This is a genomic window from Nonomuraea polychroma (assembly GCF_004011505.1).
In the GTDB taxonomy this organism is placed as follows: Bacteria; Actinomycetota; Actinomycetes; order Streptosporangiales; family Streptosporangiaceae; genus Nonomuraea; species Nonomuraea polychroma.
On sequence record NZ_SAUN01000001.1, the window covers coordinates 3,196,864 to 3,215,879 of the forward strand.

The 19,016-nt window shown below is 71.0% G+C and carries 15 protein-coding genes; 4 read left to right on the plus strand and 11 right to left on the minus strand.

Annotation, left to right across the window (positions count from 1 at the left end):
• Positions 1 to 90: 90 nt before the first annotated feature.
• Complete coding sequence (locus tag EDD27_RS14220) at positions 91 to 1,236, plus strand: amidohydrolase family protein (RefSeq protein ID WP_206641397.1); 1,146 nt, start codon at positions 91 to 93, stop codon at positions 1,234 to 1,236.
• 66 nt (positions 1,237 to 1,302) lie between these two features.
• Positions 1,303 to 4,080 (plus strand): glycoside hydrolase family 2 TIM barrel-domain containing protein, encoded by a 2,778-nt coding sequence (locus tag EDD27_RS14225; protein WP_127932861.1) that lies wholly within the window; start codon positions 1,303 to 1,305, stop codon positions 4,078 to 4,080.
• Positions 4,081 to 4,149: 69 nt separating this feature from the next.
• Here EDD27_RS14225 and tuf read toward each other — a convergent pair whose 3' ends face one another.
• The gene (tuf, locus tag EDD27_RS14230; protein WP_127932862.1) at positions 4,150 to 5,316 is read right to left on the minus strand and encodes an elongation factor Tu; all 1,167 of its coding nucleotides are present in this window, start codon (positions 5,314 to 5,316) and stop codon (positions 4,150 to 4,152) included.
• Between the two features lie 302 nt (positions 5,317 to 5,618).
• On the opposite strand from tuf, the gene EDD27_RS14235 reads away from it, so the two are divergent.
• Entirely contained in the window at positions 5,619 to 6,608 is a 990-nt protein-coding gene (locus tag EDD27_RS14235; RefSeq protein WP_206641398.1) for an ArsR/SmtB family transcription factor, read from the plus strand.
• Between the two features lie 220 nt (positions 6,609 to 6,828).
• Here EDD27_RS14235 and EDD27_RS14240 read toward each other — a convergent pair whose 3' ends face one another.
• From EDD27_RS14240 to EDD27_RS14275, 8 genes are all read right to left on the minus strand, one after another.
• Positions 6,829 to 8,451: an AbfB domain-containing protein gene (locus EDD27_RS14240; RefSeq protein ID WP_127932863.1), complete on the minus strand. Its 1,623-nt coding sequence runs from the start codon at positions 8,449 to 8,451 to the stop codon at positions 6,829 to 6,831.
• A 190-nt stretch (positions 8,452 to 8,641) separates the two neighbouring features.
• Complete coding sequence (gene menC, locus EDD27_RS14245; protein ID WP_206641399.1) at positions 8,642 to 9,742, minus strand: o-succinylbenzoate synthase; 1,101 nt, start codon at positions 9,740 to 9,742, stop codon at positions 8,642 to 8,644.
• Between the two features lie 144 nt (positions 9,743 to 9,886).
• Positions 9,887 to 10,870, minus strand: a complete 984-nt coding sequence (locus tag EDD27_RS14250) for a M24 family metallopeptidase (RefSeq protein ID WP_241564034.1) — start codon at positions 10,868 to 10,870, stop codon at positions 9,887 to 9,889.
• Positions 10,867 to 11,775 carry an ABC transporter ATP-binding protein gene (locus tag EDD27_RS14255; protein WP_127932865.1) on the minus strand — a complete coding sequence of 303 codons (909 nt, stop codon included), beginning with the start codon at positions 11,773 to 11,775 and terminating at the stop codon, positions 10,867 to 10,869. The genes EDD27_RS14250 and EDD27_RS14255 overlap by 4 nt, the downstream gene beginning before the upstream one ends.
• Positions 11,776 to 11,840: 65 nt before the next feature.
• Complete coding sequence (locus EDD27_RS14260; protein ID WP_127932866.1) at positions 11,841 to 12,614, minus strand: ABC transporter ATP-binding protein; 774 nt, start codon at positions 12,612 to 12,614, stop codon at positions 11,841 to 11,843.
• A gap of 64 nt (positions 12,615 to 12,678) precedes the next feature.
• The gene (locus EDD27_RS14265; protein WP_241564035.1) at positions 12,679 to 13,524 is read right to left on the minus strand and encodes an ABC transporter permease; all 846 of its coding nucleotides are present in this window, start codon (positions 13,522 to 13,524) and stop codon (positions 12,679 to 12,681) included.
• 8 nt (positions 13,525 to 13,532) lie between these two features.
• Positions 13,533 to 14,633, minus strand: a complete 1,101-nt coding sequence (locus EDD27_RS14270) for an ABC transporter permease (RefSeq protein ID WP_127932868.1) — start codon at positions 14,631 to 14,633, stop codon at positions 13,533 to 13,535.
• A 12-nt stretch (positions 14,634 to 14,645) separates the two neighbouring features.
• Positions 14,646 to 16,226 (minus strand): ABC transporter substrate-binding protein, encoded by a 1,581-nt coding sequence (locus tag EDD27_RS14275; protein ID WP_127932869.1) that lies wholly within the window; start codon positions 16,224 to 16,226, stop codon positions 14,646 to 14,648.
• A gap of 106 nt (positions 16,227 to 16,332) precedes the next feature.
• Here EDD27_RS14275 and EDD27_RS14280 point away from each other — a divergent pair, with 106 nt between their 5' ends.
• On the plus strand, positions 16,333 to 16,983 hold the full coding sequence (locus tag EDD27_RS14280; protein ID WP_127932870.1) for an Lrp/AsnC family transcriptional regulator: 651 nt from the start codon (positions 16,333 to 16,335) through the stop codon (positions 16,981 to 16,983).
• A gap of 16 nt (positions 16,984 to 16,999) precedes the next feature.
• Here EDD27_RS14280 and EDD27_RS14285 read toward each other — a convergent pair whose 3' ends face one another.
• The gene (locus tag EDD27_RS14285) at positions 17,000 to 18,394 is read right to left on the minus strand and encodes an IS4 family transposase (RefSeq protein ID WP_206641400.1); all 1,395 of its coding nucleotides are present in this window, start codon (positions 18,392 to 18,394) and stop codon (positions 17,000 to 17,002) included.
• Positions 18,395 to 18,533: 139 nt separating this feature from the next.
• Positions 18,534 to 18,881: an avidin-fold protein gene (locus EDD27_RS14290; protein ID WP_241564037.1), complete on the minus strand. Its 348-nt coding sequence runs from the start codon at positions 18,879 to 18,881 to the stop codon at positions 18,534 to 18,536.
• Positions 18,882 to 19,016 lie beyond the last annotated feature (135 nt).

Consider the following 19,016-nt stretch of genomic DNA (forward strand, 5'->3'; position numbering starts at 1 on the left):
AAGGCCTGCGCAGGAGGTGCGAGAAGCGGGATCGGGGGTCGGCGGCGCGTGCTCTCGGGCCCGGCGCAGAAGCTCCCATATCCTGGCCGGGTGTCCCATGAGCTCGAGCTCGTCCCCGGCGGCCTCGCGCGGGCCATCGAGGAGCTGCCGCTGGTCGACCACCACGCGCACGGCGCCTCGGCCCGCGACCTGTCACGCAAGGCGTTCGAGGAGCTGATCACCGAGTCCGACCGGCCGATCCCCGAATGGATGACCCCGTTCGACTCCCAGGTGGGATTCGCGATCCTGCGCCACTGCGCCCCCGTGCTCGGCCTCGACCCGCACTGCACGCCGGAGGAATACCTGGCCAGGCGCGCCAGGCTCGGTGTGGACGAGGTCAACCGGCTGCTGCTCGGCGCCAGCGGCATCGGGCACTTCCTCGTCGAGACCGGCTACCGGGGTGAGGAGGTGCTCGGCCCGTCCGGCATGGCCGAGGCGGCCGGCGTGCCCGCCGACGAGGTGGTGCGGCTGGAGGCGGTGGCCGAGCAGGTGGCCGCGGACGGGTGCGCGGCGGAGGCGTTCGCCGCGCGGTTCGAGGAGGCCCTGTGGGAGCGCACCCGCACGGCACGCGGGCTGAAGACCATCGCCGCCTACCGCCACGGACTCGACTTCGACCCGGCCAGGCCCGCCGCGGAGGAGGTGGCGGAGGCGGCCGGCCGATGGTTCGCGGAGGGCGGCCGGCTCGCCGACCCCGTGCTGCTGCGGCATCTCATCTGGACGGGCATCGACCGGGGGCTGCCGCTGCAGTTCCACATCGGGTTCGGGGATCCGGACGTGGACCTGCGCCGGTCCGACCCGCTGCTGCTGCGCGGCCTGATCGAGCTGGCGGAGCCGGCCGGGGTGCCGCTTCTGCTGCTGCACTGCTACCCGTACCAGAGACACGCCGGGTTCCTGGCGCACGCGTACCCGAACGTCTTCTTCGACGTCGGGCTGGGCGTCACCTTCACGGGGGCGCGCAGCGTGGCGCTGGTGGCGGAGAGCCTGGAGGCGGCGCCGTTCGCGAAGATCCTTTTCTCGTCGGACGCCTGGGGGCCGGCCGAGCTGCACCATCTCGGGGCGCTGCTGTGGCGGCGGGCCATGGCCCGGGTGCTGGGGGAGTTCGTGACCGAGGGGGAGTGGTCGGTCGGGCAGGCGATGAGGGTGGCCGCGATGGTGGGCGGCGAGAACGCCCGCCGCGTGTACGGCCTCGGAGTGTGAGCGGCAGGTATGGACAGAAAACTCATCGCTGCCCAAAATGCTCCAGAAGCTCTAGGCTCGGCGTCGATGGATCTCGAAACTTACACCCCCGGTTCGGGCCTGCTCGAACCCCGGGCGGCACTCCGCTCCGACGCGCCCGCACTCGACCTCAACGGGACGTGGCGCTTCCGCCTCTCACCCGCCGCGAACGTCCCCGACGACTTCGCCCAGCCCGGCTACGACGACGCGGACTGGGACGAGTTGCCGGTCCCGTCCCACTGGCCGTTGCACGGGCACGGCGCGCCCGCGTACACGAACGTCTCCTTCCCCTTCCCCGTCGACCCGCCGCACGTCCCCGACGAGAACCCGACCGGCGACTACCGCCGCACCTTCGACCTGCCCGAGGGCTGGACGGGTGGCCGGCTGCGGTTCGAGGGCGCCGAGTCCTTCGCCCGCGTCTGGCTCAACGGGCACGAGCTCGGCTTCTGGACGGGCAGCAGGCTGCCGGCCGAGTTCGACGCCGGGCCGTGGCTGCGTCCCGGGCGCAACGTGCTGGCCGTGCGCGTGCACCAGTGGTCGGCCGCCAGCTACCTCGAAGACCAGGACATGTGGTGGCTGCCGGGCATCTTCCGCGACGTCACCCTCACCCGGTCCGCCGCCGACGTCTTCGTGCACGCCTCCCACGACGGCAGGCTCAGCTTCGAGGGCGAGGGCGGCCTGCTCAGCATCCCCGAGCTCGGCGTCGCCGACCTGGAGCCGGGCACGGAGGTCAGGCTCGACGTCGAGCCGTGGACGGCCGAGACCCCGCGCCTGTACGACGCCGTCGTGACGTTCCCCGACGAGACGGTACGGCTGCGCGTCGGCTTCCGCACGATCTCCATCGTGGACGGCGTGCTGCTGGCCAACGGCAGCCCGCTGCTGCTCAAGGGCGTGAACCGGCACGAGTTCCACCCCGAGCGCGGCCGCGCGGTCCCGTACGAGACCATGCGCGCCGACGTGCTGCTGATGAAGCAGCACAACGTCAACGCCGTCAGGACCAGCCACTACCCGCCCCACCCCGACTTCCTCGACCTGTGCGACGAGCTGGGCCTGTGGGTGATCGACGAGTGCGACCTCGAGACGCACGGCTTCCACCAGGTCGGCTGGCGCCGCAACCCCACCGACGACCCGCGCTACGCCGACGCGCTGCTCGACCGCATGCGGCGGATGGTCGAAAGGGACAAGAACCACCCGAGCATCATCATGTGGTCGCTCGGCAACGAGGCCGGCGTCGGCCGCAACCTGGCCGTCATGGCCGACTGGGCACGCGACCGCGACCCCTCCCGTCCCCTCCACTACGAGGGCGACTGGTCGTGCGCGCACACCGACGTCTACTCCCGCATGTACGCCTCCCACGCCGAGGTCGAGGCCATCGGCCGCCTCGCCGAAGACCCCCTCGACGACCCTGACCTGGACGCGCGGCGGCGCGCGATGCCGTTCCTGCAGTGCGAGTACGCCCACGCCATGGGCAACGGGCCCGGCGGGCTGGCCGAGTACCAGGAGCTGTTCGAGCGCTATCCGCGGCTGGCCGGCGGGTTCATCTGGGAGTGGATCGACCACGGCATCGTGCATCCGGAGTTCGAGTACGCCTACGGCGGCGACTACGGGGAGCCCGTCCACGACTCCAACTTCGTGATCGACGGGCTCGTGTTCCCCGACCGCACGCCGTCGCCCGGGCTGATCGACCTGAAGAAGGTGTTCCAGCCCGTGAAGTTCGACTTCGGCGACGGGGTGGTGCGGGTCGTGAACGCTTACGACTACCGCGACCTGTCCCACCTGGAGTTCCTCGCCACCGTGGAGGTGGAGGGGGAGACGGTCGCCGAGCACCGGCTGGAGGTGCCCGCGGGCGGCGGCGAGGTCAAGCTGCCCGACGTGCCGCCGGGGCCTGCCGGCGAGTGCTGGCTGACCATCCGGGCCCGGCTCTCCGGTGACCAGCCGTGGGCGCAGGCGGGACACGAGGTGGCGTGGGGGCAGACGCTCCTGGCGCCGCCCGCGCCCCGGACCGCTTCGGCGTCGCTGGTCACGTTCGTACGGGACGGTGACGAGATCGTCGCCAGCGGATCGGGGTTCGACGCGGAGACCGGGCGGCTGGTCAGGCTGTTCGGGCTGGAGGTCGAAGGGCCGCGCCTCGACCTGTGGCGGGCACCGACCGACAACGACAGATATGGCGGCCTCGAAGGCAAGTGGCGTGCCCTCGGCCTGCACCGGCTCACGCACCGGGTGGACGATGTCGAGGTCGGCGACGCCCTGACCGTCCGCACCCGGGTCGCCCCCGCCGCGACGGACCTCGGGATGCGGGCGACGTACCGGTGGACGCTCGCCGGAGACGGCGGGCTGCTGCTGAGCCTCGACCTCGAGCCCGAGGGCGACTGGCGGGACCCGATCCCGCGGCTCGGCGTCACCATGACGCTGCCCGGGACCGCCGTGGAACGGGTCACCTGGTTCGGGCGCGGGCCCGGCGAGGCGTACCCGGACACCGGCATGGCGGCGCGGGTCGGTCGCTGGACGGCGACGATCGACGAGCTGCAGACGCCGTACGTCTACCCGCAGGAGAACGGCCACCGCGCCGACGTGCGGTGGGCCGACTTCGGCGCGTTCAAGGTGTCCGGAGACCCGGTGTTCGGGATGACCGCGCGGCGCTGGAGCACCGACGAGCTGGCCGCCGCCGCACACCGGCCCGACCTGGTGCCCGGGGATCGGGTGCACCTCCACCTGGACCTCGCCCACCAGGGCATCGGAACCGCCACGTGCGGTCCCGGCCCGCTGCCGCAGTACGACCTGCGGGCCCGCCCGGCGACGTTCACGCTGAGGTTCGACCCGTCCTGACCGACGACGGAGGCCGGGTCCCGTCTGACACGAGACCCGGCCTCCTCGCTCACCCGCGCGACCGCGGATTCAGTCGGGCACGGTGAGAATCGTGCCCGCGCCCACCGTCAGCCCGCCCTCGCGAATCGCGAAGCCGAGCCCCGGCTCGATGGCGACCGGCTTGCCGAGCTCGACCTCCACCTCGACCGTGTCACCCGGCCGGGCGGCCTCGTCGAGCCTGAGCTCCCCGGGCACGTCCGTCGTCCGCAGGTAGAACTGCGGCCGGTAGCCGGACGCGATCGCCCTGCGCCGCCCGCCCTCCTCCGGGGTCAGGAGGTAGACCCGGGCGGTGAACGACGTGCGGGCCCGCTGGCTGCCCGGCTGGGCCAGCACCATGCCGCGCCGCACCTGCTCGCGGCGCACGCCGCGCAGCAGCACGGCGGCGTTGTCGCCGGCCTCGCCCTGCTCCATCGTCTTGCCGAACGTCTCCACGCCCGTCACGACGGCGCTGAACCCCTCGCCGAACCCGACCGCCTCCACCGTGTCGCCGACGCGGACCGTGCCGCGCTCGATCGCGCCGGTGACGACCGTGCCGCGGCCGGTGACCGTCAGCACGTTCTCGACCGGCATGAGGAACGGCGCGTCCACGTACCGCACCGGCACCGGGATGTGCTCGTCCACCGCCTGGAGCAGCGCCTCCACCGACGCCGTCCAGACCGGGTCGCCCTCCAGCGCCCGCAGCCCGGACACCCGCACCATCGGGACGCCGATGTAGCCGTGCTCGGCCAGCAGCTCCTGCAGCTCGAGCTCGACCAGGTCGGTCAGCTCCGGGTCGGCGCCGTCCGCCTTGTTGACGGCCACGACCAGGTGCTCCACCCCGACCCGCTTGGCCAGCAGCACGTGCTCCCTGGTCTGCGGCATGATCCCGTCGTGCGCGGACACGACGAGGATCGCCCCGTCGAGCTGCGCCGCCCCCGTGATCATGTTCTTCACGTAGTCGGCGTGGCCCGGCATGTCGACGTGGGCGTAGTGCCGGGTGGCGGTCTCGTACTCGACGTGCGAGATGTTGATCGTGATGCCCCGCTGCGCCTCCTCCGGCGTGCGGTCGATCCGCTCGAACGGCGTGTACGTCGCCTGCCCGCGCTCGGCCAGCACCTTGGTGATCGCCGCGGTCAGTGTGGTCTTGCCGTGGTCGACGTGCCCCATCGTGCCGATGTTGAGATGCGGCTTGTTGCGTACGTAGGCCTGCTTGGCCATGATTCCCTCTCCTGAGACGTCTGGATTCTTGTGACCCGTCAGGGCCGGTCAACCTCCCCCCGCCGGGTCACCTCAGGACTTACGGGAAGAGGTCAGCGCTCCAGGCCGTCGCAGGCACGCTCGAACGCGCCCACCGGCAGGGTGGGCGTCGTGAGGCGAGCGCGCAGGAACATGACGAACATAGTGCGGGCATCAGCACCGAACGGCAACCGATTATTCCGCCGGCCCACCGGCAGTCGGTGGCCTCGGGGGACCCGGAGGTCGTCACGACAGCATTTAGGCCGTCACTACATAATCGATCCATGGCGTTGACGATCCATCTCGGCGTGGCCGAGTTGGCGGCGACCCGATTCGCGATCTCGCCGCTGTCCGAGACCGTGTCCGCCCTGCGGCAGCTGGGTGATCGCGACCGGCACCCGATCAACCTGCGGTGGATGCGGTGGGCGGCGGACGAGCTCGCCAAGGATCCCCTCGACCTCTCGCACACGTGGCCGCTGCTCGTGAGCGACCGGCCGAACTGGCCCGAGTTCCTCGTCCCCGCCCCGCCCGGCACCGGCGGATCCCTCGAGGAGGACCTGGCGGCGTTGCAAAGGACTCCTGCTTCTCAAGTCCGGATCAGCCTCCGGCGGGTGTTCGGCGAAGCACCCCCTGGCCCGGTCGCCGCGCTCGCCGAGCAGCCGGCGGCAGGACTGCGGGCGATCGCCGCGGAGCTGCGTGCGGCACACGACCGGCTCATCGCGCCGCACTGGGCACGGATCCGGGCCGTACTCGAGGCGGACGTCATCCATCGCGCGAAGCAACTGGCCGCGGGCGGGGCCGGGACGTTGTTCGCCGGCCTGCACCCGGATCTGCACTGGTGCGATGGCCGGCTGATGCTGGGAGGAGAGCGCTGGCGGGCCGAGCGCGTGGTGGATCGCGGTCCGGGTGGACTGGTTCTCATGCCCGTCGTTCTCGGTTCGCCTCACGTACTGATCAAGAAGAGAACCTCCACGCAGACCACGGTGCGTTATCCGGCGAGGGGTGCCGGGGCCTTGTGGACCGCGGGGACGCAGGCGCCCGCGGGCAGCGCGGTCCGGCTGCTCGGCCGGGCGCGAGCTGAACTGCTCGAGGCGCTGCGGTCCCCCGCAACCACGACGGACCTGGCTCGTGCGCTCGGTGTCACGCCGAGCGCGGTGTCACAGCACCTCGGCGTGCTGCGCGAGAGCGGGCTGGTCGCGCGCGAGCGATCCGGGCGCAACGTCCTCTACATGACGACTGAGCTGGGAGCGTCCTTGATCGGGACCAGCGCCTAGGAAGCTCCGGGCGACGAGCTCTTCTTCGTTGGGAGGAGCTGGGCTTCGGGGTGGCCGTCGCGGTCGGCGACGGGGTCGCGCCGCTCACGGACGTGAGCGTCCAGGCCTGGTTCTCCGTGCCCGCGCACGCCTGCTCCCGCCGGCAAGCGCGGACACCTTCGTGGTTCTGGGGAGCTAACGGATTCCTTCCAGGGGGTTGGATCGTCGTGCGCGCCGACGATCAGGAGGAGGCGGGTCTGAAGGTGCTGTCGGCGCGGAAGGCGGAGGTGTCCTGGGCCTTGTCCAGCCACAGCTGCTGGTGACGGTGGCGGATGAACCGGCCGGGATAGTTCAGCGACTCCAGGCGCACCCTTCCGGTCGCCCCGCCCGGCCGGGCGAGGAAGGTCGCGTCCCGCTCGAACAGCTCGGTGCCGTTGTCGGTGTCGAACCGCAGCCGGTAATCCTTGTGCCGCAGGTAGCGGCCGTCCTCGTCCATGAACGAGTAACCCTTGGCATCGGCCAGCCCCGGCACGATCCGCAGCGGCACCGCCTCGCCGAGCACGCCGAGGGCGCCCGAGGCGGCGATGCCTTCCTTCGGCAAGTTGATCGACTGGAGCACGCGGGTCACCCCGGTCGGCAGCAGGCCGCCGGAGCCACCCGAGCCGGCGGCCGCGCGGGTGAACAGCAGGGTGCCGAAGCCGAGCTGGTCGAACCCGCCGCTGTTCGGCCCGAAGTCGCCGCCGCCGCCCTCGGCCCGCACTCGCTCGGCGTACGCCTTCGTGTACGGCACCGCCAGCCCTCGCCGGTTGGCGTAGTGGTTGTACAGCAGCTCCCACACGGGACGGTCCTGGCCGCGCGCCGCGCTCGAGATGACCGTCTGCTCCCGGGCGGCGCAGTTCTGGCCGTGGCCCCACTTGTACGTGGTGAACGGCACGTCGTGCCCGAGGTTGTACTTGGCGACGTACTCGGCCGCCTTCATGATCCGGTTGTCGGCGTAGCCGTACAGGTCGGCGCCCTGGTTCCAGGCCATCTCGGCGATCGTGCCGATCAGGCCGATGCCCATCACGGTGTGCGCTTGGTCGCGCCCGCTCTCCTGCCACTGGGCGAGACCGCCCGGATGGAGGAACGGGATGGCGTTCATGATGGACCCGTTGCCCTTGCCGTTCTTGAAGTAGTCGACGGCCCGGTCGAACTTGGCCTGGTCGTCGCAGAAGAGCCCGATCGCCATGACCGAGGCCATGGTGCACAGGTCCCAGTTGGCCCAGTAGTTGGTGATGCAGGCGCCGTTGTGGTTGCGCAGGAAGGAGTCGTTGACCGGGTAGAAGACGTTCAGCAGCATCTTCTGGAAGCGCTCGACGTCGAAGCCCGCATAGCCGCGCATGAGCTCGGCGGCGTTGGCGGCCTGGTAACCGTAGATGCCCGCCGCCAGGAACCGGTCGGCGTTGCCGGTGATCGCTTTCAACGTGCCCGACCAGGCGTTCAGGATGTCGCGGGCGGCGTCGCCGTGCGCCTTCTCCCCGGAGATCTTCCAGCGCAGCGCATTCTGGTAGGCGGCGTGGATGTCGTTGTAGAGCTGCGGGTAGTTCTGCCCGGTCCCGCCGCGTACCACCGTCTCCAGCGGGCGCGCCTTCCACGTGCTCCTGGAGCGCCCGTTGGCGACCAGCTTCTCCCACCCGGCCTTGTACGGTTGCGCTCCCGCCTGCACCCCGGCCGCGATCCGGTCGAAGTCGGCCTGGGTGTGCAGCAGCCCCGGGTGCTTGAACGCCGCCGCTGCCGACGCCTGCGCCACGGAGGGCAGCGCGGGCAGCACCGCGACGCCTGCCGCGGCCTTCAGCAGGCTCCGCCGGCTGGTCTGGAGAACCATGTGAGTCCTTTCGCGAGACGATCTCTCGTCCCGAGGAGACTGGCTGCGGGCGACCCCATAACACTTTTCCGGATGTCCGTTCTATCCGCGCGGCGGCAGAATATCGCCGTTCGGGGCTTTTCTCCGGGTGCTCACTGGTTTACATAAGTTATGACGTTTCGCCTTGCTGAGCTGATCGCCGAGTACGACCTCAGAGGGTGATCCACTCGGTGGAGGTGGTCACCTCGTCCAGCACGTCCCGGATCGGCTCGACCCCGATCCCCGGGCCGGTCGGCACCTCGAGATGCCCGTCCACCAGCTCGAACGGCTCGGTGATGTCCGTCGCGTAGTAGCGTCGCGACGCCGACGTGTCGCCCGGCAGCGTGAAGCCCGGCAGCGCCGCCAGCGCCACGTTCGCCGCCCGGCCGAGGCCGGTCTCCAGCATGCCGCCGCACCACACCGCGATCCCGTTCGCCCGGCACAGGTCGTGGATGCGCCGAGCCTCCAGGTAGCCGCCGATGCGGCCCGGCTTGATGTTGACGATCGAGCACGAGCCCAGCGCGATCGCGGCGGCGGCGTGCTCGGCCGACTCGATCGACTCGTCCAGGCAGATCGGCGTCTTGAGACGCTGCGCCAGCTTCGCGTGCTGGACGAAGTCGTCGTTGGCCAGCGGCTGCTCGATCAGCAGCAGGTCGAACGCGTCCAGCCGGGCCAGGCGCGGCGCGTCGACCAGCGTGTAAGCGGCATTGGCGTCCACCTGGAGCAGCACGTCGTCGCCGAACCGCTCGCGCACGGCCCGCACCGGCTCGACGTCCCAGCCGGGCTCGATCTTCAGCTTGATCCGGACGTACCCCTCGTCCAGGTAGCCCGCGACGGCGTCGAGCAACTGCGGGATCGAGTCCATGATGCCGACCGACACCCCGCACGGCACCCGGGTGTGGGCCGCGCCGAGGAACCGGGCGAACGACTCGCCCGCCGCCCGCAGCTGCGCGTCCAGCACGGCCGTCTCCAGCGCGGCCTTGGCCATGCGGTGACCCTTGATCGGCTCGAGGGCGCGGCCGACGTCGTGCACGTCCAGGTTCTTGGGCAGGGCGGGGAGCAGGAAGCGGCGGATCACCTCGGCGGCGCCGTCGACGTACTCGGAGGAGTAGAGCGGCTCGGACATGGCCACGCACTCGGCCCACCCCTCGGCGTCCGGTGTCACGACCCTGACCAGCAGGACGTCGCGGGCCGTCTCGGTGCCGAACGACGTGCGGAACGGCGCCACCAGCGGCATCGCGATCCGCCGCAGCTCAACTCCAGTGATCTTCACAGTCTCTCCCCAACGTATGTAGGACGTGTCGCGGTGCGGTCCTCTGGCCATCAAACCACCGGGCAGGTCAGGCACAGTGTGCGGCCCGCCTTGGCCGTTCCTCAGGTCCGGGCCACGCAATCCCGGGCACGAGGTGACCAGGGCCTAGCGTTCGAGCACGTGCAGGGCCGGCGGCCCGGAGGTCAGCACCACAGGACCCGCCTCCGTGCAGGCCACCACGTCCGCCACCCGGGCGCCGAACAGGTCGGGCATGTAGATCGCCGGCTCCAGGCAGAACGTCATGCCGGCCGCGAGCGGCGTGTCCTCGCCCAGCCGCGGGCCCTCGTCCGGGCCCAGGCCCACGCCCCGGCCGGCGTGCGCGGCGGCGAACCGGCCGTACCCGCTGCCGTCGATCACCTGGCCGACCGCTCGCTCGACGTCCGCGGCCGGGGCGGGCGGCCGGGCCGCCGCGAGGCCCGCGGCGTGGGCGGCGAGCACCACCGAGTACATGGCCTCGAAGTCCTCGGGCGGCTCCGCCACCGCGAAGACCCGCGCCACCTCCGCGCAGTAGCCGTCCCACCGGCCGCACAACGACACCAGCAGCGCGTCCCCCGGGTTGATCACGCGGTCGCCGGGCCGGTGCCCGGGCCGCGCCGTGTGCTCGCCCGCCGCCACCCGCAACGACAGCACCTCCTCGCAGCCCGACTCCAGCGCCAGCAGACGCAGCGCGGCCGCCATCGCCCGCTCGGCCGTGCCGAACCAGGCGAGCTCGCGCGCCTGCCCCAGCACCTCCTCGGCCCGCAGCGCCGCCCGCTCGATGGCGGCGATCTCGTACGGCTCCTTACACAGCCGCAACGGGGCCAGCACGGTCGACGCGGGCACCAGCTCGGCCTCGATCGCCAGCCCGAACAGCTCCCGCACCCGCATCTCCGCGTCCACCCCGACCCGCCGCGCCCCCTCCGGCACGAGACCCGCAGGCTCCGCGGTCTCCGCGACCGTGTCCCGCGTGACCACGAGGAAGGCCGCCCCATCTCCGCCGCCGAGGAACCGGAAGTCCGGCGACGGCCGCAACACCAGGGCGTCCAGCCCTTCCGCGGCCATCGCCGTCCGCACGGCCCCCAGCCGTGCCTCGACCTGCCCCGGCGTCACTTCGGCTCGTGCAGCCAGCAGGCCACCGGCCCGAAACCGGGCTCCTTCACCCGGCACACGTCCATCACGAACGGGCACCGCGGGTGGAACCTGCACCCCTCCGGCGGATTCGCCGGATCCGGCACGTCCCCGGGCAACTCCGCCGGCAGCACGCCCATCCCGTCCGGCCGGGGAATGGCCTTCAGCAGCGCCTGCGTGTAGGGGTGCCGCGGCTCGGCCCACACCTCCTCCGTGCGGCCCACCTCGACGATCTTGCCCAGGTACATGACGGCGATGCGGTCGGCGATCACCCGTACCACGGACAGGTCGTGGCTGATGAACAGCAGCCCCGCCCCAGACCGCACGGCGAGGTCCCGCATGAGCGTGGCCACCTGCGACTGCGCCGAGGCGTCCAGCGCCGAGATCGGCTCGTCCCCGATCAGCAGCCGCGGCCGGGCCGCGAGCGCCCTGGCGATGGCGACGCGCTGCCGCTGCCCGCCGGAGAACTCGTGCGGGTGCCGCTCCGCGAAGTCCCGCGGCAGCCCCACACGCTCCAGCAGGTCGGCGGGTGTGGTGACGGTGTCGCGCGCGGTACGCAGCCCGTCGGCGATCTGGTCGCCCACCCGCCGGCGCGGGTTCAGCGACGTGTAGGGATCCTGGAACACCATCTGGATGCCGGTCAGCTTCCTGCGCCTCAGGCCCAGGGGCGTGACCGGCTGCCCGTCGAAGAGGATCGAGCCCTCGGTGATCGGGTTCAGCCCGCAGACCGCGCGGGCCAGCGTCGACTTGCCGCACCCGGACTCGCCGACCAGCCCGACGACCTCGCCGGGCGCGACCTGCAAACTCGCCCCCGCCACGGCGCGCACGGCCGGACGGCCGGGGGAGCGGTGCTCGACGACCAGGTCGTCGATGGTCAACAGGCTCACAGGCCCGCCTTCGCCGGCGCTGTGAGCCGGGCTCCCGTGCTCACTGGTTCGCTCGCTGCGCTCGCTCACTGCGCCTCCGGCAGGGATTCCAGAAGGGAACGGGTGTAGGCGTGCTCCGGCTCGCGCAGCACCCGGCCCCGCGGCCCCGACTCGACGACCAGGCCGTCCTTCATCACGCTCACCTCGTCCGCGACCGCCGACATCACGCCCAGGTCGTGGGTGACCAGCAGCACCGCCAGCCCCAGCTCGTCACAGAGCCCGCGCAGCAGCCGCAGCACGCCCGCCTGCACGGTCACGTCCAGCGCGGTCGTCGGCTCGTCGGCGATCAGCACCTTCGGCGAGCAGGCCAGCGCGATCGCGATCGCGATCCGCTGCCGCATCCCGCCGGAGAACTGATGCGGGAAGCGCCGGTAGGCCTCCTCCGGGCCGGGAATGCGGACCTTGCCCAGCAGCTCCACCGCCCGTGCCCTGGCCTCGGCCTGGCCCAGCCGCAGGTGGTGACGCATGTGCTCGGTGAGCTGCTTCCCGATCGTCAGCATCGGGTGCAGGCTGGTGGCCGGGTCCTGGAAGACCATGGCGACCTCGCCGCCGCGTACCCGGTTCAGCTCCTTGGGCGGCAGGGCGAGCAGGTCCCGCTCGCCGAGCCGGATCGTGCCCGAGGTGCGCGCGCCGTGCGGCAGCAGCCCCAGGACGGCCAGCCCGGTCATGGTCTTGCCCGACCCGCTCTCGCCGGCCAGGCCGTGCACCCGCCCGGGCTCCAGCCGCAGATCGACGCCGCGCAGGATCTCCTTGCCGCCGATCGCCACCGTCAGCCCGGCGATGTCCACTGTCGCCGTCACAGGTCCTCCTTCGTCGGACCTGCGACCAGGTCGCTGTGCTGTTTTGTTCCCTCGCTTCGCTCGGTCACAGCGCACGCTCCTTGATCGCGCGGGCCGTACGGGGGTCGAGCGCGTCGCGCAGTGTGTCGCCGAGGAAGTTGAACGCCAGCACCACCGTCAGGATCGCCAGCCCCGGGAACGTCGCCACCCACCAGCTGTCGAACACCTCGACCCCCGAGGCCACCATCGCCCCCCACTCCGGAGACGGCGGCTTGGCCCCCAGGCCCAGGAACGACAGACCGGACAGCAGCAACAGGGCCGTGCCGATGTCCAGCGTCGCCAGCACCAGCACCGGGCCGGTCACGTTGGGCAGCACGTCCACCCGCAGCGACCGCCACACCGAGAAGCCCAGCAGCCGTCCGCTCAGCACGAACTCCCGCTCCCGCACCCCCAGCACCAGCCCGCGCGTCACCCTGGCGTAGGCGGGCCAGGCCACGACCAGCACGGCCAGCACCGCGTTCACCAGGCTCGCGCCCAGCGCCGCGGCCACCACCATGGCCAGGATCACGGTCGGGAACGCGAACACCAGGTCCGCCACCCGCATGATCGTCTCGTCCACCCACCTGCCGAAGTACCCGGCGCACGCGCCGAGCAGGCCGCCGATCAGCACCGACAGCGCCACCAGCAGCAACGTCAGCGGGATCGACACCCGCGCCCCGTACATGACGCGGCTCAGGATGTCCCGCCCGAGCTGGTCGGTGCCGAACCAGTGCCCCGGCCCGGGCGGCGCCAGCCGCGGCAGCTCCTGCGCGAGCGGATCGTGGGGCGCCAGCACCGGCGCGGCCAGCGCGATCATCAGCCAGGCCACCGCCAGCACGCCGCCGGCGACCGCCAGCGGCCGCCGCCATGCCTCCGGAAGCCGACTCGGCAAGGGGCGTCTCACTGCAGCCTCACTCGGGGGTCGATGACGCCGTACAGGAAGTCCACGATCAGGTTGATGACCAGGTAGACGACGCCCACGACCAGGCCGACGCCCATGACGGCGGGCAGGTCGAGGGTGGTGGCGCTCTTGTACGCGTACTGGCCGATGCCGGGCCAGGCGAAGATGGCCTCCACCAGCACCGTGCCCGACAGGAGGCTGCCGAAGGCCAGGCCGGCCACCGTGATGATCGGGACCAGAGCCGAGCGCAGCACGTACCGGAAGAGGATCACCCTGCCGGGCAGGCCCTTGGCGCGGGCGGCGCGGACGTAGTCCTGGCCGAGCACCTCCAGCACCGCCGAGCGGGTGAAACGGGTGAGCAGGCCGATCGTGTAGAGCGCCAGGACCAGCGCGGGCGTGATCAGGTGGCCGACGGCGGAGCTGAAGATGTCCCACCGGCCCGCCAGCAGCGCGTCCACCGTCTGCAGCCCCGTCACGGCCGGCGCCGAGCCGAGCGCCGCGTCCACCCGGCCGCTGCCCGGGGTGAGCTGCAGACGGTAGAAGAACACGTAGAACGCGATCAGCGCCAGCCAGAACGTCGGCACGGAGATGCCGATCAGGCTCAGCAGTCGCAGGGTGTGATCCGCGAGCCGGTCCCTGCGCAGGGCGGCGATCACACCGAACGCCACCCCCAGCACCAGCGACACCAGGATCGCCGCCCCGGCCAGCTCCAGCGTCGCCGGGACGAACTCGGCGAGGTCCTGGCTCACCGGGCGGTGGCTCTGCTGGCTGGTGCCCAGGTCGCCCTGGAGCAGGCCCTGGAGGTGGAGGGCGTACTGCTGCCAGAGCGGCTTGTCCAGGCCGTGCTCCGCCCGCCACTGCGCCACGATCGCCGGATCGCCGAGGGCCCGCTGGCCCAGGTTGGCGGCGACCGGGTCGCCGGGGACGAGGTTCGTCAGGACGAACGTGACCAGGGTGATGCCCCAGGCCATGAGCACGGCGAGCAGGATGCGGCGGACGAGGAAGCGCGCCAGCGGATGTGCCCGCCCGCCGGAGCTCGGCCGCCCCGCCCCTCGCTCCTCGGACCGCGTCGCCTTGACGGCGTCCGGGGTGTCGGACACGTGCCGGGACCCCTACTTCACGCCGAGGTCGGCGACGTCGACCGTCCACACCGGGTGGTACTCCAGCCCGGTCACCGACCCCGCCGTCACGATGTTCTGGCTCGGCTGGATCAGCGGGATGAACGGCCCGGAGGCGTTGAGCTTGGTCTGCACGTCGGCGTAGGCGCTCTTGCGGGCGTCGTCGCCGATGGCCGTGGCGGCCTTCTCACCCGCGCTCTCGATCTCCTTGGCCGCGCCCGCCTTCCAGCCGGCCCGCAGCCCCACCAGCTTCCCGGGCAGGAAGGCCAGGTAGTCGCTCGGGTCGGGGTAGTCGGGCCCCCAGTACCACAGGCCCATCTCCTCCTTGCCGTTGCGGTAGTTGTCCAACGCCGTCGTGACCGGCGCCGGCTGCAGGTCCACCGTGATGCCGACCTCCTTGAGGTTGGCCTGGACGCGCTCGGCCAGCGGCTGGAACGACAGCCCGTTCACGGTCAGCTCGCTCGGGTACTCCAGCTTCACGGTCGGGTTGGACAGCCCGCTGGCGGCCAGCGCCGCCTTGGCGCCCTCGACGTCCCGCTTGGCGGCCTGCTCCGGAGGCAGCGCGCCGAGGATCTGCGACGGGATGACGCCCGGGGCCTGGGTCGAGCCCTCGCCGGCGAGCTCCAGCAGCCCCGCGTAGTCGACGCCCTTGCGCACCGCCTCGACGAACTTGGCGTTCGGCGTCGTCTTGCTGATCGCCGAGTCCTGGTTGGCCAGCAGGAAGATGACGTTCGCCGAGGCGGTCTTCTTGACCTGCAGAGTCGCGGGCATGCCGGCGACCTGGTCGCCCGACAGGTTCAGCGCCACCTGGCTGTCGCCGCGCGCCACGTTGAGCTTCTGGGTGGCGGCCTCGACGTTGCGCAGCACGACCTTCTCGTAGGCCGGCTTGGTCCCGTAGTACTTGGGGTTCGCCTTGAGCGTGACCTGGCTGCTCACGTTGAACGACTCGATCATGTACGGCCCGGACCCCGCGGAGGCGGAGTTCAGCCACTGCTCGGCCTTGTCCTGCGGGTCCGTGGTGGCGCCGTGCTGCTGGGCGAGCTTGCTGTTGATGATGCCGAGCGCCGGGTTCGGCAGGATGTACGGCAACGCCGGGTTCGCCGCCTTCGACGTCAGCGTGATCGTCGTGTCGTCGGTCTTGGCCACCTCGACGCCGTCCAGCAGGAACGACGGGGTGCCCTTCATGTCCCGCACGCGGGTCAGCGAGAACACCACGTCGTCCGCGGTCACCGGCGAGCCGTCGGCGAACGTCGCGCCCTGCTTGAGCTTGAGCGTCAGCGTCTTGCCGTCCGCGCTGAGCTCGTACGACTCGGCCAGGGCGGGCACCGGCTTGGTCACGTCGGCGCCGTCGAAGGTGAGCAGCGTCTCGTAGACGGCCTTGCCGACGATCAGCCCCGTCGGCTCGTACGTGCGGCCCGGGTCGGCCGTCTTGAGGTCGAAGGACGTGTCGATGACGAGGGTCTTGCCGCCGCCGGAGGCCGCGGGCGACTGAGCGGCGCCGCCGCCGCTTCCGCAGGCAGTGAGAGTGAGCGCAGCGGCGAGCAGCACAGCCGCCGTCTGCGAGCGGGTCGCCATGGTGGTCCTCCACATGTGGACGTCTGGCAGAAAGATGTCGAGGATTGTGCGGCAGAATGTCCAGGCACTGTGCGGCCGACAAGACGTATATAAGGGTCGATGAGCAATGACGAGTGAAATTTCCAGAAATGCTGGCAGCGGTAGCGTTCCGCCTGGACGGATCGGCATCGGGCTCGAACTCGACGACATCCACATGAAGATGCTCGAGGTCCTGCGCGAGAACGGCCGGATCTCGGTCGCCGCGCTGGCCGAGCGGGTGGGCATCTCCCGCGCGAACGCCTACACCCGCTTCGAGGCGCTGCGCGCGGACGGCGCGATCAAGAGGTTCACCGCCGAGATCGACCACGTGCGGGCCGGGCTCGGCATCACCGCATTGATCTTCGTGACCGTGCGCCAGCAGATGTGGAAGCAGTTCAGGGCCGAGCTCGCCAGAATGCCGGAAGTGGAATACTGCGCGATCACCACCGGGCAGCACGACGCCATGATCCAGGTGCGGGTGGCGGACGTGGCGGCGGTGCACACGATGGTCACCGACCGGCTGGCCAACATCCCGGCGGTCAAGGCGACCGAGACGGTCTTCATCCTCGACGAGGTGCTCAAGCGGCCGTACGTACTCCCGAGCGATGCGCGAGCTCCGGCTCGCCGCAGATCGCCGGAGCTCGGGCCGGCCCAGAAGACGCAGGGCGACGTGCCGCTCGGCAAGATGCGCTTCGTCGGCGCGGCGGAGGGCCGGGCAGCCCTCCAGAAGGACGGCTAGCCGCAATGCCGTGAAGTTAAGGGCTTTGGGCTGCTGTCAACTGGTGTTCGGTGAGGACGTCGATGGTGGTGCTCGCGCGGTGGTTGGTGCGGTCGACTTGTCCTTTGGCTCGGTGTTTGGAGATCGCGCGTTTGACGATGCGTGGGCTGATGCGTTCGCGGCGCTGTGGCAGGGGATCTTCAAGGAGGGCGCGGCCGATACGTCCCAGCAGGTCGATGGTGGTGTCGGCGAGGATGCCGGCGGCGTGGATCACTTGATCGCGGGCGGTCAGCAGGGCGATGGTGAAGCTGGCCCGGTCATCGCTGATGCCGGGATGGATGGCGGTGGCCTCAGCCATCGCCAGCCGCAGGACCTGGTAGGTGGTGAGCAGGGCGTAGATCTCCTGGTCCACGCCTGCCGGGGTGCGGGCGCGCAGGACCCGCCCGCCCAGAATGGTCGCCTTCAGCTCGAGGTAGATCGTTTCGATTTCCCAGCGCTGGTGGTAGAGGACGACGAGGTCCCGGGCCGGGTAGCGGTGCGGATCGAGCAGGGTGGTGATCAGCCGATAGTGGATGGCCCGCCGGTGGGTGCCAGACAGGGTGACGGTGATGTGGGCGTCGATGACGCGAATGGGCACCCCGCCCAGCACGCTGGTCCACGACCCGTCTGTCAGGGTGGCCAGCCGGGGTAGGGCCCGGTTGTTCTTGCAGCGGATCACCAGGTCCGCTCCTGTGTCGGCGATCGCTGTGACGAGGTCCTTGACCGCGAAGTTCCGGTCGGCCAGCAGCACCATTCCCCGCCGCAGGCAGCCGAACAAGGCGGGCGCATAGCTGGTCTCGCCGGTCTTGAACGGGCCGAAGGTCACCGCGAGCAGGGTCCGAGTGCCGCAGACCACCACGGCCAGCAGCCGGACGAGGGGATAGCCCGACCCGCCATGTGAACCGCTTTGATGCCCGTATCGGGTCAGATTCGCCGGGCTGTCGGGCACCGACATCGTGGTGCCGTCTATCGCACAAACCAGCAGCCCCCGCCACCGCAGCGCACCCGCGGGCGGGCCCGCCAGCAGGTCGAACAGCGCCTTCAACGGCGCTACCCCGACCCGGCGTCGCGCCTGGGCCAAGGCCGAGGACGACGGCAGCGAGCCCGGGTCGGCCAGGCCCGACACCAGCCGAGCCCATACCTGCCGATATCCCAGCCCGGCGAACAGCCCCGCCGCCAGCAGCAGATACACCACCACCCGCGAGGGCAGGTCCCGCAACCTCCGCTCGACCGCACCCGTTTCCGCCAGCGCCTCATCGACCATCTCAAAGGGAATGAGCTGGGTCAGCTCGCCCAGATGACCCGGCGCGAACACCCCCGCCGCGGTCCGGGTGGTCGATGTGACCGTGCTGATGGCGCACGCCAGGACAGACCTGGCAGACTGTCGGCTCAACGGAGATCCAGTCTGTTACGGATGGTTGTGGAAGATCACCCGTTCTACTGGATCTCCGTTCTTCTGTCCCAGTTTTCCGTGAACCCTTGACGTCACACCTCAAGCGTTAACTAACCGGCATTGCGGCTAGCCGAGCCGTCTACTCCGAGATCTCCGCGCACACGCTGACGTGCGGGGTGGGGTCACCGTCGAACGTGAACTCCTCCACCAGGCGCAGCAGCCCGTCGTCCCCGGCCTCGACGCGGCTGCTGCTCGTGCCGCCCGCGGTCCCGCCGGCCTTCAGCGCGTGCACGTAGGCGATCGACACCTGGTCGCCGTCGCGGGTGCCGACGAACCGCCCGTGTGTCACGGTGTCGCCCGTGTAGCTGCCCCACACCACGCCGTCGGCCTCCCAGTACAGGAACTCCGTCGGGCTGTCCGGGTCCACCGCGCTCGCCGTCGAGCTCACCATCACGAATTTGCGGCCGTTGAGATTCACGGCACTCATGGTGCAGACATTTCCGATTCATCACACCGTCGTTGGACGAATGGTCAGAGCGGCCGGTGATGGCCGCCAATCCGTCCAGCCGCCCCGTCACCAGGTCATGCCTGTTCCTGAGGGTGCGCTCATGGGTGCCTTGCC

Coding starts and splice junctions, on each gene's coding strand:
- EDD27_RS14240 (WP_127932863.1), bottom strand. CDS start 8,451: ATGGTTCTCCAGACCAGCCGGCGGAGCCTGCTGAAGGCCGCGGCAGGC.
- tuf (WP_127932862.1), bottom strand. CDS start 5,316: ATGGCCAAGCAGGCCTACGTACGCAACAAGCCGCATCTCAACATCGGC.
- EDD27_RS14280 (WP_127932870.1), top strand. CDS start 16,333: ATGACGAGTGAAATTTCCAGAAATGCTGGCAGCGGTAGCGTTCCGCCT.
- EDD27_RS14275 (WP_127932869.1), bottom strand. CDS start 16,226: ATGGCGACCCGCTCGCAGACGGCGGCTGTGCTGCTCGCCGCTGCGCTC.
- EDD27_RS14225 (WP_127932861.1), top strand. CDS start 1,303: ATGGATCTCGAAACTTACACCCCCGGTTCGGGCCTGCTCGAACCCCGG.
- EDD27_RS14290 (WP_241564037.1), bottom strand. CDS start 18,881: ATGAGTGCCGTGAATCTCAACGGCCGCAAATTCGTGATGGTGAGCTCG.
- EDD27_RS14235 (WP_206641398.1), top strand. CDS start 5,619: ATGGCGTTGACGATCCATCTCGGCGTGGCCGAGTTGGCGGCGACCCGA.